Origin of the sequence: Murinocardiopsis flavida (genome assembly GCF_003014485.1) — a bacterium.
GTDB lineage: Bacteria > Actinomycetota > Actinomycetes > Streptosporangiales > Streptosporangiaceae > Murinocardiopsis > Murinocardiopsis flavida.
On record NZ_PYGA01000002.1, the window covers coordinates 499,669 to 512,999 of the forward strand.

Genomic DNA, 13,331 nt, shown 5'->3' on the forward strand with positions numbered 1-13,331 from the left:
GGTCTCGGCGGCGCACGGACTCGGGGCGGGCACCGGCCGGTCGTCCGTCCGGTGCCGCGCTGGCGGCGGGGTCAGTCGAGGATGCGCAACGTGGTCGCGTCCTCGCGGCCGCCGGGGACCTCGACGGCGTAGCCGTCCCTGCTGACGATGGACTGGGTCACCATGGAGAGCGGGATGAAGTCCACCGTTTCGAGCGCCGCCCGCTGAGCGGTGTCCCAGTGGCGGCACATCTCCGCATCGGACTCGGCGCTCAGCGCCGCCTCCAGCGCCTCCGCGGCCTCGGGGTTCACGGAGTGGGTCATGTTCCGGCCCCCGTCCTCGTGCCACTCGCCGAGCACCGTGGTCAGGCCCCACGAGATGGTCCCCATGTTGTTGACCGTGGCGTAGACCGTGACATCCCAGGTCTCGGGCTCGTCGTAGAGCCGGGCGACCCAGCTGCCGACGTCGGTGTTCTGCAAATCGGCATCGGCGCCCGCGGCGTTGAGCCGCTCCCGGACGTAGACGGTCGCGGAGCCGTTCGGGCCGATGGCGTCACTGCCCACCACCTTGACCGGGACTCCGTCGAGGGCGTCGGAGGCGGCATCCCCGTCCTGGTCGAGGAGCAGTGACTCATCGGTGTTGGCGCACTGCATGGTGTCGTCGCCCAGGGTGGCGATCAGTTCGCCTTCGGGGTCGACGATCTCGCGCAGGGCCTCCCTGTCGATCAGTCGGGCCACCGCCCTGCGGAGCCCTTCGTCCCGGAAGGGGCTGCTCTCGCGGTGGTTGAACATGATGTAGTACTCGCCGGTGGTCGCCGTGGTGGTCCCGAAGCCGCCGTCGTCCGCGAACCTGCTCAGCTCTTCGGCTTCGACCGGCGCGACGTCGAGTTCGCCGCTGAGGAGCTGGTTCGCCACGGCGTCCTCTGCCCCGACGATGAACTCGAGGTACTTCGCCGGGGTGCCTTCGAGGGGTTCGGAGTACTCCACCCAACTGTCGTAGTCCTCGCGCAGGGCGAAGTGGTAGTTCACGCCGCGGCGGTTCTCCGTGAGGACGTAGGGCCCGCTGAACGCGCCTTCGACCTCCCCCGCCGCGAGTCCTTCGGGGTCCGCGAGGCCGGCGGGGCAGATGACTCCGGCCTGGGGGATGGCGAGCCCCGGAAGCACCTCCGAGTGCGGTTCGCTCAATTCGATCGCGACCTCCCCGGCATCGTCGTCCGCCGTGATCGCCGCCTCGCCCTCGCCGAAGACCCCGCTGGTGTGGAGCGACTTCGTGTCCGGGTCCGCGAGGTATTCCAGGGACTCCGCGACGACGGTCGGCGTGATCTCGGTGCCGTCGGCGCACGTGTGCCCCGCACCGATGGTCAGCGTCACGCGGTCGGCCGACTGCTCCCAGGACTCGGCCAGGCCGGGGACGAGCTCGCCGTCGAGGTCCCTGCGGACGACGGTGTCGAAGGCGAGGCGGGCCGCCCGGTAGTCGTCGGTCGTCTGCGTCAGGGCGGGGTCGAACGTCGTCGGATCCTCGATCCACGCCCCGCGGATCGTCTCCCAATCCGCGCCCTCGCCGCCGGTCGTGCACCCCGAGAGCAGGAGCGCGCCCGCGCACAGGGCGGCCGAGACGGCCCGTCCTCTGCCCTGACCCAACATGGCGGTCCTCCCGGTCGGCCGGCTGCGAAGCGGCGGCGCCTCGACTGTGACGGACGTCGCAATGAAAGCAAGATCGCAGCAGGGTTTCACCGCTCATGCGTTGAAAACTCGACGCGGTCTTTCCTACACGTGTCTAACCGCGTGGCAGGCGCCGCGGTTGTTCACCCGGTGCGGGGGTGCCCGGCCCGGTCGCGGACGGCGAGCCAGAGTTGCAGGAGGAACCGGTGGCCGCCGTTGTCCAGCGACAGGCCGGTGTCCTTCTCGAACAGGCGCAGCCGGTAGTAGACCGTGGTGCGGTGCAGGTGCAGGGTGTCGGAGGTGCGGGCGACGCTGCCCGCGTGGCCGAGGAAGCACGCCACCGTCGCCAGCGACTCCTCCGACTGGGCCTCGATGGTGTCCTTCACCAGGTCGGGGAGCAGGGACGCGTCGATCTCGGGCCGGACGGCGATCTCCACCAGGGTCTCCAGGGGGTGATCCTCCCGAAGGGCGACCGGGTGCCCCTTCTCCGCCGCGATCCGGGCCGCGATCCGCGCCTGGTCGTAGGAGCGCGACGCGTCGGCGAGCGCGACGGCCGACCCCACCCCGAAGCGGAGCTGTTCCGACAGCGGCGGATCCAGCTCGGCCACCTTGGCGATGACGCGCCCCGCGGCTTTCGCGTACTCCGACCGCGCCGTGCCGCCGCGGCTGCCGATGAGCAGGAAGGCGTGGTCCTCGGTCACGGCGAACGCCGCCGCCTGGTCCCGCTGCGACTGGACGGCCTGCCGGAAGGCCCTGCGCAGCACCGCCGCCCGCTCGTCCGCGGTGCGGGAGGGCCAGGGCCGCGCGCCGACCATGGCAAGGGCGGTGACATCGGTCGAGTCCGCGAAGTAGCCGAGATCCGCGAGGTCGCGCGCCGCGGACGCCCGGTCGGCCGCCGCATCGGAGAGCAGCGCGAGCAGCAGGGCCTCGGCCTCGATCACGGACTCCTGCTCGTCCTGCTGCCGCCGCGCGAGCACGCGCTCCATCTCGCGGCCCGCGGAGAGGCACTGCCGCATGTCCTCCTCGGACAGCTCGTCGCCGTCGAGGAGGATCACCCACATCACTCCCAGCGGACCGTACCGGGAGCGCAGCGGGAAGCTCATGCGGTCGTGCTCGTGCCCGTCGATCCCCAGCGCCCGGCCGCGCCGCGGCTCGCGCCAGTGCGGGAACCCGGCGGCGAACGTCGCATCCCGGACCGGGCCTTCGATGCGCCGGTTCGCCAACGAGGTCAGCCGCAAGGGGTCGGCGTCGCCGAAATGCGTGCTGGACCCCAGGAGGCGGAGGTCGACGTCGTCGACGGCCACACTCCGCCGGATCCTCTGGGCAAGCCGCTCAGCAAGATCCGTAATGGCGTCCATGCCAGGATCCTACCGATTCACAGGTCCAGGACCAGGGTCTCCGTGACGCTCCGCGAGACACACGGGTACATGCGCCCTTCGGGCGCGCCCAGGAGGTCGCGGTGTTCGGGCTCCCCGTTCAGGACCCCGACCTCGCACGAGCCGCACACCCCTTCGCGGCACCCCGCCCCCACGGGGACGTCCTCCTTCAGCAGCGCGTCCATCAGCGTCTCGCCGGCGGGGACGGTGACCTTCTTCCCGCTGCGCGCGCACTCGGCGACGAACGCCCGGTCGTCCGCGAAGGAGCGCGGCTCGGCCCGGAAGCGCTCGACGTGCACCCGGCCGAACCGCTCGCCGCCGAAGGCCGCCTCGACCGCGGCGGTCATCCGGGCGGGCCCGCAGGTGACGATCTCGGAGCGGTCCGGCAGGGAGCGGGCCCGGGCGGGCAGGTCCAGCCGCCGCCCCTCGTCCGATGCGGCGACCACGACGGCGGCGTCCCCGGGCAGTTCGTCGAGGAACGGCATGCCCGCCCGGCTGCGCCCCGCGTAGAGCAGGGTGGGCGCGTACCCCCGCCGGACGTCCCGCACGAACATGGCCAGCACGGCCGTGATCCCGATGCCGCCCGCGATGTAGAGCGTCCCCGGCGGGGTGTCCTCGGGGAAGGTCGTCCGCGGCGCACCGACGCGCAGGCGCGTGCCGGGCCGCAGGAACAGGTGGATGTACTCCGAGCCCCCGCGGCTCAGCTCTTCGTGCTTGACCGCGATGCGGTAGCGGTACGGGTCGCCGGGGTCGCCGCAGAGCGAGTACTGGCGCCGGAGCCAGTTCGGGAGTTCGACGTCGAGGTGCGCGCCGGGCGGCCAGGCGGGCAGCGCCCCGCCGTCGGGGGCGCGGAGGGTGACGGCGCGGACCCCCTCCGCCGCCGCATGGACCTCGTCCACCACCAGCGCGGGCGGTATTGCGGCCGCCATCAGTAGAGGTTCCGGTAGGCGGACTTCTCGAGGCCGTCGTCGATGGCGTCCGCGCTGAACCGCCCATCGGCCCTGGCGGCGATCACCTCGCCGATGGTGGGGACCTGGTCGGCGAGGGCGGCGCTGCCGGGGTCCCAGAGCCGTGCGCGGATGATCGCCCGGCCGCAGTGCAGATAGACCTCCCGCACCCGCACGATGATGGCGACCTTGGGGACCTTCCCCTCGGCCTCCAGGCGCGCGAGGACGTCCGGGTCCTCCGAGAGGTACGCCGTGCCGTTCAGGCGCAGCGACTCGCGGTGGCCGGGCACCAGGAAGACCAGGCCGATGCGCGGGTCGGTCGCGAGGTTCTCGAAGGTGTCGAGGCGGTTGTTGCCCACCCGGTCCGGAAGGGCGAGCGTGTGCGGATCCAGGACCTTGACGAACCCCGGGTAGTCGCCCCGAGGAGAGCAGTCCGCGGTGCCGTCCGCGTGGGCGGTCGCCACGCAGACGAACGGGGAGTGCGCGATGAAGCGGTGGATGTGCTCGTCGACATGGTCCTGCACCTTGGCCTTGGCGGCCTCGCTGGGTTCCCCGATGAGCTCGCGGACGCGCGCAAGGGGCATGGGTTCGGGTCGCCGCGGCATCAGGCCCCCCAGACGTCGCGGTAGAGGCGCATCCAGTTGCCGCCCATGATCTTGTCGACCTCTTCCGTGCCGTAGCCGCGGCCCCGCAGTCCCGCGGCGATGTTCGGGATCTCGGCGTTGGTCTCCAGGCCCTTGATGGCGGGGTTGGGGCCGGGGATCCGCACGTCGAAGTGGGGCGTGGTGCCGTGCAGCCGGGCCAGGTACTCGAAGAAGTCCCTGTCGTGGCCCTCGCACTGGTCGGTCGCGATACCCACGTGGTCGATGCCGGCCACGTCGAGCAGCCGCTCCAGGCCGTCCAGGTACTCCGCCATACCGGCGTCGAATCCGCTGGGCAGGAACTGGGGGTAGGCGTTCGCCCCGATGACCCCGCCCTTCTCGGCCAGGGCCCGGACCAGCGCCGCGGGCTTGTTGCGGGGGTGGTCGCAGAACTCCCGCAGATTGGCGTGGGTGAAGGCGACGGGCCGGTCGGAGTCCTCGATCGCATGGCGGCTGCTCTGGTCGCCCACATGGGAGAGGTCGACGAGGATCCCCAGTTCGTTGAGCTTCTTGACCGCCTTGACGCCGAACATGCTGAGTCCTTCGTCGGCGGGCTCGTAGCAGCCGTTGGCGACCAGGTTCCTGACGTTGTAGGCGAGTTGGACGATCCGCACACCGAGCACGTGGAACGCCTCGAGCCGCTCGATGTCGTTCCCGATGGGGGCGATGTTCTGCCAGCCGAGGACGATCCCCACCCGGCCGGTTTCGTGCGCGCGCACGATGTCCCGGGTGGTCCGGACCGGTAGGAGGGCGTCCGCCTCTTCGCGGAAGCGGCGATGCCATGCGGCCGTTGCGTCGACGGTCGCCTCGAAGCCCTCCCAGATGGCGATCGTGGCGTTGACCGCGGTGACGTTCCCGCGCGCGAGGCTGGTGTAGACGCCGGGGCTCCCCCAGTTGCTGGGATTGCAGCCGTCGATGGTGATGCCGTGGACCATGGGCCCCATCCAACCAACGTCCGGCCGCCCTCCGCACCGCGCAGGCGTTGAAAGTGCGACGTGGGCTTTCCTACACCTGCCGCATGGGTTCTCGGGAACCTTCGATCCCTATAGGTCGATAACGCTGCGCGGCACGCCGACCATGGTCCCCAGTTCACTCGTGCAGTCAGCCGTGCAGCCAGCGCAGACGGGACGTCGCCATGCCGAAGGGCTATTCTCACATCGTCGTCGGTGCCGGGTCCGTGGGCTCGGCCGCCGCCTATTGGCTCGGTCAGCGGGGTGCCGAGCGGGTCCTCGTCCTCGACCGGTTCGGGCCGCTCCACCCCTTCGGCTCCTTCGGGGACCACTCCAGGATCATCCGCCGGGTCTACCCCTCCACCGCGTACTCGGGGCTGACCGACGCGATGTACGAAGCATGGGCCCATGTGGAACGGGAAAGCGGACTGCCGCTGGTCACCACCACCGGCGGACTGGATCTCGCCGAGGAGGGCACCGCCGGGCACGCCCACATCGACAACTGCCGACGCGCCCTGGACGAACTCGGCTTCGCCTATGACCCGCTCACCGCCGATGACATCAGGGAGCGGTTCCCGCAGTGGAGGGTCTCCGACGGGACCCTCGGCATCTTCCAGCCCGACGCCGGTGTGCTGGACATCCGCCGGGCGGTGAGCGCGCACACGTCCCTCGCCCAGGCGTCCGGCGTGGAGTTCCGGACCGGGGCGGTGGAGGGCGTCGAACTCGCCGCGGACAGTGTCGGCGTCCGCGTCGCCACGCCGGACGGGACCACCGAGACACTCCGGGCGGACCGGCTCATCGTGGCGGCCGGCTCCTGGATGGGCCCACTGATGTCCGACCTCGGCCTGAGGTTCACCCTCACCCTGTCCCAGGAGCAGGTCAGCTACTTCAGCAGCGGACACCTCTCCGCGTTCACCCCGGACCGGCACCCCGTCTGGATCTACCACGGCCGGCAGGACACCTACTACGGCTTCCCCGTCTACGGCGAGGCGGCCACCAAGCTGGGCAGGGACATGCGGGGCCGCTTCATCGAGAGTGCGGACCGGGTCTTCGAGGGCGACGACGCCGAGGGGGAACTCCTCGCGGCGTTCCTGCGCGAGCACCTCCCCGAGTCCGCGGGCCCGGTCCTGGCCCACCGGACCTGCGTCTACGACATGCCCCCTGACCGCGGCTTCGTACTGGACACCCTGCCGGGCCATCCGCATGTCGCGGTCTTCAACGGGGCAGGGCACGCAGCGAAGTTCGCCGGCCTCGCCGGCCGGATCCTGGCCGACTTGCAGACCGCAGGAGCGACTCCGCACCCGATCGGGGCGTTCAGCCTCGCCCGGCCGGCCGTCTCCGACCCGGACCATCCGATCACCTTCAAACTGGACTCTCCGTAGAGCGACGGCGAGCCGACCCGGAGCGACAGGTATCGTTAAAATAAGTCATGCAACTGACTTAATACGTGTCGCGTGGCGCGGCGACCGGCAGGACTCCCGGCCGCCGGCCGGAAGTCCTGCGCCCGTGCCCCCGGAACTGCCGAGAGGACCTCCATGACAGCCGCAGACGGCGCCCCCGGCCCCCACCCGGAAGGGGCCGACATCGATCTGGAGGCACTGCGGGCCAGATACGCGAGGGAGCGCGACCGCCGCATCCGCCCCGACGGCAGCGCCCAGTACCGCTCAGCGGCGGGTGAGTTCGGCTACTACGCCAAGGACCCCTACACCCCGCGGACCGAACGCGCACCGCTGACCGACACCGTCGAGGTCCTCGTGATCGGCGGCGGGTTCGGCGGCCTCGTCACCGGCGCACGGCTGCGCGAGGCCGGCGTCGAATCGATCCGGATGATGGACGAGGCCGGCGACTTCGGCGGGACCTGGTACTGGAACCGCTACCCGGGCATCCACTGCGACATCGAGTCCTACTCCTACATGCCGCTCCTGGAGGAGGTCGGCCATGTGCCGGAGTGGCGCTACGCCCCCGGCGAGGAGATCCGCCGGCACGCCGTCGCGATCGCCGAGACCTTCGGGCTGTACCGCGACGCACTGTTCCACACCCGCGCTACAGCCCTGACCTGGGACGAATCCGCGGAGGAGTGGCTGGTCGAGACCGACCGCGGCGACAGCATGCGCACCCGCTACGTCATCGTCTCCTCCGGCACGCTGACCCAGCCCAAACTGCCGGGCATCCCCGGGATCGAGGAGTTCCGCGGCCACACCTTCCACACCAGCCGCTGGGACTACGGCTACAGCGGCGGCGACCAGAACGGCGGCCTCAGCGGGCTGGCGGACAAGAGGGTCGCGGTCGTCGGCACCGGGGCGACCGGTGTGCAGGTCATTCCGCACCTGGCACGGGACGCGCAGCACCTGTACGTGTTCCAGCGGACGCCGTCCACGGTGGACGTCCGCGACAACCGCCGCACCGACCCGGACTGGGCCGCCTCCCTGCGGCCCGGCTGGCAGCGTGCGCGCATGGAGAACCTCCTCGCGATCCTCTCCGGCGAGCAGGTGCATCGCGACCTGGTCCAGGACGGCTGGACCGCAACGGCGCGGCTCCAGCGCAAGATGATCGCCGGGGCGGTGGACACGAGCGTCCCCGCGGCGGAGCGGGAGCGCGTCGAGGAGATCCTGGACGCGCAGACGATGAACAGGATCCGGGCGCGCGTGGACGAGGTCGTCGACGATCCGCACACGGCCGAACTGCTCAAGCCCTGGTACCGCTACATGTGCAAGCGGCCCTGCTTCAGCGACCACTACCTCCAGGCGTTCAACCGCTCCGACGTCACCCTCGTCGATACCGCCGACCACGGCGGCATCACCCGCATGACCGAGGACGCGATCGTCGTCGGCGAGGCCGAGTACCCCGCGGACTGCGTCGTCTTCGCCACCGGATTCGACGTCGGCGTCTCCGGGGTGATGTCCGGAACGCTGCCGGTGCGCGGCCGCGGCGGGCGGGATCTGCTCCAGTCCTGGAGCCGTGGGCCCCGCACCCTGCACGGCTTCTACAGCAACGGGTTCCCGAACCTCTTCCATCTCGGGTCGTTGCAGAACACCAACTCGGTGAACTTCACCCACATCCTGCTGGAGCAGGGCGAGCACATCGCCGCGGTGGTCGCCGAAGCCCGCAAGTCCGGGGCGAACGTGGTCGAGCCCTCTCGGGAGGCGGCCGACGCGTGGGCCGGGACCATCCGGGACAGCGCCCGCGACAACTCCGCCTTCCAAGCGGAGTGCACGCCCGGCTACTACAACCGCGAGGGCGCCGGTGTCCGCGGTGGTTCCGGTTTCAGCCCCGGCCCCGTGGTCTTCCACCGGCTGCTGACGGAGTGGCGCAAGGAGCACATCCACGAGGTCGTGGGGCCGAAGCCGTAGCCACCGCCGCGTGGGTCGCCAGGGACCGCCTACAGCCTGATCAAAAGGGAGAACGCATGGAATCGCACCGCTCCGCGAGTACCCGGGCGGCGGCCGCGGACGGGCCGCCCGCCGAGCGCGACAGCGCACAGGTCCCGCCGGCGCCGAGCGCCGCGCCGCAGCCGGAATGGCGAGAGAAGCCCACCGAGGGGCGGTTCTCCGGCAAGACGGTGATCGTCACCGGCGCCGGATCCGGGATCGGCCGCGCTACGGCGGTACGGGTGGTCCGCGAGGGCGGGCTGGTGGTCGCCGTCGACGTCTCCGCGGAACGCCTGGCCGGGCTCGCCGAGGAGCCGCACATGGGGGATCTGGTCACGGTCCCCGGTGACATCACCGACGATCGGGCGGTCTCGCGCGTCGTCGAGGCCGCAGGAGACCGGATCGACGGGCTGGCCAACGTCGCGGGGATCATGGACGACATGACCCCGGTCCACGAGGTCGCCGACGAGGTGTGGCGCCGCGTCTTCTCGGTGAACGTGGACGGCACCATGAAGCTCATGCGTGCGGTCGTGCCGGCCATGCTCGAAGCGGGCCGGGGGTCGGTGGTGAACGTGGCCTCCGAGGCGGCGCTGCGGGGGTCGGCCGCCGGCGCGGCCTACACCGCTTCCAAGCACGCCGTCATCGGCCTGACCAAGAGCAGCGCCTACATGTACGGCCCCAGCGGCATCCGGGTGAACAGCGTGGCGCCCGGACCGGTGATCACCGGTATCGAGGCCGGGTTCGCCTCCCGACTGGGGGCCGAGCGGATCCGCGGGGGGATGGCCCTCATGCCCCCGCCGGTCGGCCCCGAGGCGCCGGCCGCGTCGATCACGTTCCTACTCAGTGACGACGGCGTCAACCTCAACGGGGTCGTGCTGCCTTCTGACGGCGGCTGGTCGGCCGCCTGACGCCGTTCTCCGGACGCTCACAGGGGCAGGCGCCGGGGCCGGCAGGGGCGTGGTGGACGGCGCCGACGGGCTCGCGCCGGGCGGGCATGGTCAGCCGCCCCCTCCGACGCCGTTCCGGGGCCGCCGCCCGCGCGGGCGGCGGCCCCTTGCGGAGCCCGCTGTGCGGACGTGCCCTTACGGCCGTTCGGCGACCTCGAACTCAAGGGTGTCGGTGAACTCGCGGCCATAGGAGTCGGTCGCGGTCACCTCGGCGGTGTGCGTACCGGTGTCGAGGTCACCGGGCAGGTCGAACCGCCACATGTGCATCGTCCGTTCGGCGAGGCTGCCGCCGTGGACCAGCTGCTGGGCGGCCGCGTACGGGTCGGAGTACTCGGCACCGACGTTGACCGCCTCGCCCTTCAGCTGCTGGGTGCGCTCGGCCTTCTCGGCGGGTGCGCCGTCGATGCCGACCTCGACCGTCGAGCCGGTCGAGCCGAAGAAGAAGTTGGTCGTCAGCCAGCTCCCGCCGGAGAGGTCCTCCTTGTCGACGACCAGGGGCTCCGCCAACTCGGGCGCCTCACCGCTGGGGTTCTCGTTCCATTCCTTGCGTTCCTTGAACCACTCGCGGTAGGTCGGGCTGTTGATGCCCAGCTGCGTCTGCACCTCGCCGGGCTCGCCGGTGACGGTGTAGCGCTCCTGGAACTCGCTGCCCTCGACGTCCAGCGTCACGACGCCGGGGCGCCCGCCGTCCCGGCCGATCGCCGTCGGGTACCCCTCCTCGCCGACCTCGCCCGAGTACCAGTCACCGGAGATCGCGCCCGCGGTGATGTGCGGGAACGGCAGGCCCTCGACGCCGAAGAGGTCGCGCCAGCCCTTGGTGTCGTCACCGGCCTTGAGGTTCTCGATGCTGTGGCTGTGGCCGGACACCGCCACGGCCTTGCGGCCCTCCAGCAGCTTGTGCACGCGCTTCACCTGGTCGACCTGGTGGACCGGGGAACTCTCATCGGCGTAGTTCAGCAGGCCGATGTGGCCGGCGACGACGACGAGCTTGTCCCGGTCGACCTTGCCCAGGTCGCGCTTGAGCCACGTGAGCTGGTCCTCGTCCATCCGGCCGTTGTACGACGGGTCGCCCTTCGGGTCGGCGCAGTGCTCGTCGATGCCTTCGGGGCTGTCCTCGGCCGCGGTGCACGGGTAGTCGACGGTGTTCAACGCCACGACGTGCACGTTGCCGACGTCGTAGGAGTAGTACTCCGGGGCCAGCTGCGCGCGGAAGGTGTCGAAGGAGTGCTCGGCGCTCGGGGCGTCGAAGTCGAGGTCGTGGTTGCCGGGCAGGAGCCGGACCGGGCCGTTGATCTCGGTGAACAGGTCCTTGATGTCGGGGTAGAGCGCCAGGTCGTCGTTTGCGACATCGCCGACGAACAGCGCGCCGCAGCCGGCGTAGTCGTCGCGCTTGGACAGGTCGTTGATGGCGCCGGCGCGCGCGTACTCGATCTCCTTCTTGTCGGTGGTCTGCAAGTCGCCCGCGATGACGCAGTTCTGCGCTTCGGCGGCGGTCTGCTTGCTCTTGGTGACCGGGAAGTTGACCGCGGCGGGCAGCGGCCCGGTCGGCTCGATCCCCCCGTAACGCAGCTTCGGAGACCCCTCGGGCAGGTGGTTGTAGTGGAACTGCGGGATGTTGTACTTGTCCAGCGGCACCTGGTATCCGGACGGCTGCGTGATCGACACCGTCATGTTGTCGAACGCGGGCAGCCGGTACCGCCCTTTCTTGTCGGTCCGCACGACGTCGCGGCCGTTGGTGACCGTGACGCCGGCCAGGCCGCGCTCGCCGCCGCCGCTGGCGCTGTTCCGGTCGGCGTCGACGAAGACCTTTCCGGTGAGCGCCGAACCGTTCTTTCCGCCCGCACCGCCCTTACCGCCCTCAGAGGCGCGGACGACCTCCACCTTGCCGCGATAGGCGCTGGCATCGCTGTTCTCCGCCTGCTGTGCGAAGGCAGGGGAGGCCACGATGGCCAAGGAACCCGCGACCGCGGTGGCGATCGAGGCCGCCAGTACGGCGCGGGCAGTTGAAGAGAAATGGCGCGTCCGCGGGGTACGGCGCGTTTCCGCATGTCGCGAATTGATCTTCACCATGCAGCGTTCTCCGATATGTCGGGGGACGAAACCGGCCAGGGGGAGGCCGACGGAGAGCATCCTTTCTCAAAACGCCTGAACGATGGACCATCCGACGGCCAACGATCACCCACCGGGCGATGACAAGTGGTGAATGGGACCGTTCCGGTCTGCGTCCTGACGTGGACGTTCCTCGGTGCGAGGGGCGCCGCAGGGGCGCGGGAATTCCGGGCGGATTTCACCGGACCGTCGATGTCCCGGGAGTTCGCACTGTGCTTTCTCGGGTTTGGCCGCGGTGCGTGCATTCCGGTGAGCGCGAGTACGCACGGAACCCCGGCGGGGTGCCGTCCCGATCAGGGTCCGGGAAGCGCGGTGCCGGCGCGCGCCGAGCGCCTTCCAGGAAAGGCGCGCGGTTCGCTCCCTGAACGGCGGCCGGATGTTCGCCCCGGTCGCTTCCGCCGGTGCCACGCTCCGATTCAGCGTCGCCTTCAACGAGCCGGTCTTCGCGGGACGGGAGGCGCTGTTCCGCGGCGGCCAGCAGTCCGGCGAGTTCCGCGGCGAACTCGATCCCCGCGTCATGAGCATCTCCGTGCAGGCGTCGATCGACGGCATGTTCGCCTACTGGGTGACCTACCCGGACCACGACCTGGAAGCGCACGCCGACGAACTGGCCGACCTGTTCATCCACGCCGCCCGCACCGGACGCCCCGGCGGGAGGGCCGGCCGGGCGGGGTTCGCCGCGGCGGCCGCCGCCGCTGTCGCGATCGTCCTCCTCATCATCGGCTCCGGCGAGGAGGCGGCGTTCCTGGGCCACGGCACCTGGCAGTCGCTGGCGATAACGGCCTGCGAGTCGGCACTCGCCATCGGCATCGTCCTGGGCCTCCTCACGCTGTTCCGGGAGCGCCTCGACGGCCAGGGGCGCCGGCGCCGGTTCCTGTCGGCGCACGCCTACACCGTCTACCTGATCCACCCGGTCGTACTGGTCGCCCTGGGCTACGCGCTCAGCGGCGTGGCGGCGCCCGCCGTCGCGAAGTTCGCGCTGCTGGCCGTCCTCGCAGTGCCGCTCTGCTGGGCGGCGGCGTTCCCGATACGCGCCCTTCCCGGCGCCCGGAAGGTGCTCTAGGAGAAGAAGGCCCCATTAGGTTAGGTTAGGCTATCTTTCCCAGCGAGGGCCGCGCGTTGCGCGACGGCCCGTCGGCGGTCGGCCAATGGCCCCGCCGCCCGTGAAAGGTGGCCGCATGGCCCGTGTGAACCGTTACCGGCGCGGCGGAGTACCGGCGTCCCCGCCCCGGAACCTGCGGGGCGCGGCGGTGGCGGCCCAGACCTCCGGCCTGCCGGAGGAGTCGGCCGTCGCGGTCGCCGACTGCGACGGCGACCGGTGCCCCCGGCCCGCGGAGCGGGTCGAGGCCCTGG

10 protein-coding genes are annotated in these 13,331 nt (G+C 71.1%); 4 read left to right on the plus strand and 6 right to left on the minus strand.

Features of this window, described 5'->3' with window-relative positions:
- Window positions 1–71: 71 nt before the first annotated feature.
- From CLV63_RS04975 to CLV63_RS04995, 5 genes are all read right to left on the minus strand, one after another.
- Window positions 72–1,622 carry an ABC transporter substrate-binding protein gene (locus CLV63_RS04975; RefSeq protein WP_106581657.1) on the minus strand — a complete coding sequence of 517 codons (1,551 nt, stop codon included), beginning with the start codon at window positions 1,620–1,622 and terminating at the stop codon, window positions 72–74.
- A gap of 161 nt (window positions 1,623–1,783) precedes the next feature.
- Window positions 1,784–2,998 carry a PucR family transcriptional regulator gene (locus CLV63_RS04980; RefSeq protein WP_146165511.1) on the minus strand — a complete coding sequence of 405 codons (1,215 nt, stop codon included), beginning with the start codon at window positions 2,996–2,998 and terminating at the stop codon, window positions 1,784–1,786.
- A gap of 17 nt (window positions 2,999–3,015) precedes the next feature.
- Entirely contained in the window at window positions 3,016–3,945 is a 930-nt protein-coding gene (locus tag CLV63_RS04985; protein ID WP_106581659.1) for a PDR/VanB family oxidoreductase, read from the minus strand.
- Window positions 3,945–4,568 carry an MSMEG_1061 family FMN-dependent PPOX-type flavoprotein gene (locus tag CLV63_RS04990; RefSeq protein WP_211301154.1) on the minus strand — a complete coding sequence of 208 codons (624 nt, stop codon included), beginning with the start codon at window positions 4,566–4,568 and terminating at the stop codon, window positions 3,945–3,947. The genes CLV63_RS04985 and CLV63_RS04990 overlap by 1 nt, the downstream gene beginning before the upstream one ends.
- Window positions 4,568–5,548: a dipeptidase gene (locus CLV63_RS04995; RefSeq protein ID WP_106581660.1), complete on the minus strand. Its 981-nt coding sequence runs from the start codon at window positions 5,546–5,548 to the stop codon at window positions 4,568–4,570. The genes CLV63_RS04990 and CLV63_RS04995 overlap by 1 nt, the downstream gene beginning before the upstream one ends.
- Window positions 5,549–5,739: 191 nt before the next feature.
- Here CLV63_RS04995 and solA point away from each other — a divergent pair, with 191 nt between their 5' ends.
- From solA to CLV63_RS05010, 3 genes are all read left to right on the plus strand, one after another.
- Window positions 5,740–6,936: an N-methyl-L-tryptophan oxidase gene (solA, locus tag CLV63_RS05000; protein WP_106581661.1), complete on the plus strand. Its 1,197-nt coding sequence runs from the start codon at window positions 5,740–5,742 to the stop codon at window positions 6,934–6,936.
- A gap of 153 nt (window positions 6,937–7,089) precedes the next feature.
- Window positions 7,090–8,904, plus strand: coding sequence for a flavin-containing monooxygenase (locus CLV63_RS05005; protein ID WP_106581662.1), 1,815 nt, complete (start codon window positions 7,090–7,092; stop codon window positions 8,902–8,904).
- Window positions 8,905–8,960: 56 nt separating this feature from the next.
- Window positions 8,961–9,830 carry an SDR family NAD(P)-dependent oxidoreductase gene (locus CLV63_RS05010; RefSeq protein WP_106581663.1) on the plus strand — a complete coding sequence of 290 codons (870 nt, stop codon included), beginning with the start codon at window positions 8,961–8,963 and terminating at the stop codon, window positions 9,828–9,830.
- A 174-nt stretch (window positions 9,831–10,004) separates the two neighbouring features.
- On the opposite strand, the gene CLV63_RS05015 is transcribed toward CLV63_RS05010, so the two are convergent.
- Complete coding sequence (locus CLV63_RS05015; protein WP_245928588.1) at window positions 10,005–11,846, minus strand: calcineurin-like phosphoesterase C-terminal domain-containing protein; 1,842 nt, start codon at window positions 11,844–11,846, stop codon at window positions 10,005–10,007.
- Window positions 11,847–12,354: 508 nt separating this feature from the next.
- Here CLV63_RS05015 and CLV63_RS05020 point away from each other — a divergent pair.
- Window positions 12,355–13,041, plus strand: coding sequence for an acyltransferase family protein (locus tag CLV63_RS05020; protein ID WP_106581665.1), 687 nt, complete (start codon window positions 12,355–12,357; stop codon window positions 13,039–13,041).
- Window positions 13,042–13,331 lie beyond the last annotated feature (290 nt).